This is a genomic window from Pseudoalteromonas luteoviolacea (genome assembly GCF_021654285.1).
In the GTDB taxonomy this organism is placed as follows: Bacteria; Pseudomonadota; Gammaproteobacteria; order Enterobacterales; family Alteromonadaceae; genus Pseudoalteromonas; species Pseudoalteromonas luteoviolacea_J.
This window is the reverse complement of sequence record NZ_JAKFZS010000071.1, coordinates 1-3,118: the sequence shown is the minus strand read 5'-3', so window position 1 is coordinate 3,118 and position 3,118 is coordinate 1. Positions and strand designations below refer to the sequence as shown.

Annotated in this window: 1 protein-coding gene; it reads left to right on the top strand. The window is 42.1% G+C overall.

Annotated features, from left to right (window positions below):
• The first annotated feature begins 1,225 nt into the window (after positions 1–1,225).
• Entirely contained in the window at positions 1,226–3,091 is a 1,866-nt protein-coding gene (locus tag L1077_RS27005; RefSeq protein WP_237139859.1) for a S8 family peptidase, read from the top strand.
• The last annotated feature ends 27 nt before the right edge of the window (positions 3,092–3,118 follow it).

Sequence of the window (3,118 nt, the reverse complement as noted above, 5' to 3'; positions counted from 1 at the left end):
ACCCGTTGCAGAAATGCAGCGGGTTTTTTTCGTGCTAAATCGTCTCGAAAGTTGTAGAGGTTATGCACACTGATAAAGAGACGAATTAGCGCAAGGTGAAGGGAGCAACCTTCACAGTTTTTACCTTTTACTCCTTTTGAATACATACAGTCCCTCATCATCGGTCAAAACGGCTCATTTCACCTTGCGCGAAAAGAATGCCAGCGCTTCGCGCTGTGTCATTAACCTTTCGCACGATATTCACCTTGCGCAAAAAGAGCGCTCTCACTGCGTTCGCTGTCGCTAACCTTTTGCACGATATTCACCTTGCGCAAAAGAAGTGTGCTCACTGCGTTCGCTATCGCTAACCTTTCGCACGATATTCACCTTGCGCAAAAGAAGTGTGCTCACTGCGTTCGCTATCGCTAACCTTTCGCACGATATTCACCTTGCGCAGAAGAAGTGCACTCACTGCGTTCGATGTCGCTAGTTTTGCACGATCTTGCCTCAACTCGTTTCAGGGTCCATGTTCCGTCTGTTTTGGTTTGGTTGCTGCGTTGATAGAGATGTGTTGAGTCCCTTCGGTTTGAATACTTCGCGGTCGTCAAAGTTTTTGATTCACTATCAATGGTTTTGTTAAAAATAGAGGGACGGAGATGGCTATCAAAAGAAATCAACTCTGTTTAAATACGATGAGTTAACCACATGGAGTTACTGGGTATAGTCGCGAAAGTGAATCAAGTAGTTTCAAGGGAATAAACTCATGTAAGACGTTTTGAAAAGCAACTACTCATAGATGAAAGCAGCACTCAAGGTGCGTATAAGTGTGCGTTATTCTTCAGTAATTAGAATAAATCTACAAACTGATTATGAGATTAAATCATCGAAATATAATTTGAAATCCATCTAGTTTAGACTAGGTATAAATTTTTTGCACTATTGCTATAAATTATAAGGATATAAATTTCATATTCTCACGTCTAAAAAATATATTAACCATCTGAAAAACCTCCTTAAAGTCATAAATCACTCCGCTTTTTATAGTGCTCTAGTCGCATCAACCACTCAACTTGAATTAAGTTTGTTTAAGAATTGAAATTAATGAATAAAACTTTCTATTGTAAATTTATGCTTACAAACCATTGTGTTTTTGGTTAATTTTTAGTTAAAAATATTGTTTATTATTTCTACATTTGAGCTACATTTTGATTGGAAATTAACCAAATGACATAATAAAGGAACAAGTATGCGTAAATTAAACACACTAGCATTTGCGGTCTTGGCAGGTCTTTCAGGAAGCTGTTTAGCGCAAGCCGAGTTAATGACTGTTGACCAAACTAGTGCGATTGAAGATCAGTACATCGTAGTCTTTAAGACACCTACGGTTATGAATGCAGCAAGCAGTAATGCAATTGCCAGCTATGCAGCTGATCAAGCGAGAGCGTTGACAGCAAAGCATAATGTACAAGTATCCAAGCAATTTGAAGGTGTTTTAAATGGGGTTGTGGTTAATGCGTCAAAGCAACAAGTAAAAGAGCTGTTGAGCAATCCTAGCATCGATTACATTGAGCAAGACCAAATCGTCACAGTGACGCCTATGGTTGATGCGAGTGCAAATCAAGGTAACGCAATTTGGGGTTTAGATAGAGTTGATCAAAGAGATCTGCCGTTAAATAGTAACTATCATTATGACTTCGACGGCAGTGGTGTAACAGCTTATGTAATTGATACGGGTGTACGCATTACACATGCTGAGTTTGGTGGACGTGCAAGTCACGGTTATGACTTTGTAGATAATGACGCCGACTCAAGCGATTGTAACGGTCATGGTACGCACGTGGCGGGTACAATTGGTGGTGGTGCTTATGGTGTTGCTAAAAACGTCAACGTGGTGGGTGTTCGTGTTTTAGGATGTAATGGGTCAGGCTCATATTCAGGCGTTATTTCAGGCATCAACTGGGTTAAGAATAATGCATCAGGCCCGTCTGTTGCCAATATGAGTTTAGGTGGTGGTGTATCACAAGCAGTTGATGATGCGGTAAACGCAGCGGTTGCATCAGGTGTAACATTTGTTGTCGCGGCAGGTAATGATAACAGCAGTGCGTGTAATTACTCTCCTGCCAGAGCTGCGGATGCTGTAACTGTAGGTTCTACTACAAGTTCAGATGCGCGTTCGAGTTTCTCAAACTATGGTAATTGTCTAGATATTTACGCGCCAGGTTCAAGCATTAAGTCAGCTTGGTACAATTCAGACTCTGCGACAAATACAATCAGCGGTACATCAATGGCAGCACCTCATGTTGCTGGGGTTGTTGCACTATACCTTGATGAAAATCCGTCTCTTACTCCAAGCCAGATTGATACGTTACTAAGCTCTCGCAGCTCCAAAAACAAAGTGAGTGATGCCAAGTCTGGTTCTCCAAATGAGCTGTTATTTGCATTAGCTGATTCAACACCACCACCTCCACCACCGCCATTACCAGAATTAGAGGATGGTGTAGCTGTCAGTGCTAGCGGCGCTGCTGGTGAAGAGTCAAACTATGTATTTAAGGTACCAGCAGGTAAAACAACATTAACAGTTAAACTGTCCGGTGGCACAGGGGATGCCGACCTGTATGTTCAACAAGGTCAACAACCAACTCAAAGTAGTTATTCTTGTCGCCCATACAAAAATGGCAATGAAGAAGTCTGTACATTTAACAATCCAGTGGCGGGCGATTGGTATATCATGTTACACGGATACTCCGCTTATTCTGGCGCAAGCTTAGTGGCAAGCACGGCTGGTGACGGTGGTGGTTGTGGTAATAATTGTCTAACGAATGGTGTACCTGTCACTAATATCTCTGGCGCATCAGGTAGTGAAGTCGCTTACACAATTGATGTACCAGCTAACGCGACATTAAGTGTGCAGATATCAGGCGGCTCTGGTGACGCGGATTTATACGTTAGAAAGGGAGCTGCACCGACAACTAGCACTTACGACTGTAGACCATATCGCAGTGGTAATTCGGAGACTTGCAGCTTGACTAATTCTGGTACAGATGCGACTTATCACATCATGTTACGTGGCTATAATACGTATTCAGGTGTTACTTTAACAGGTAGCTTCTAAGTCAGAAAATAAAGGGAGCATAAGCTC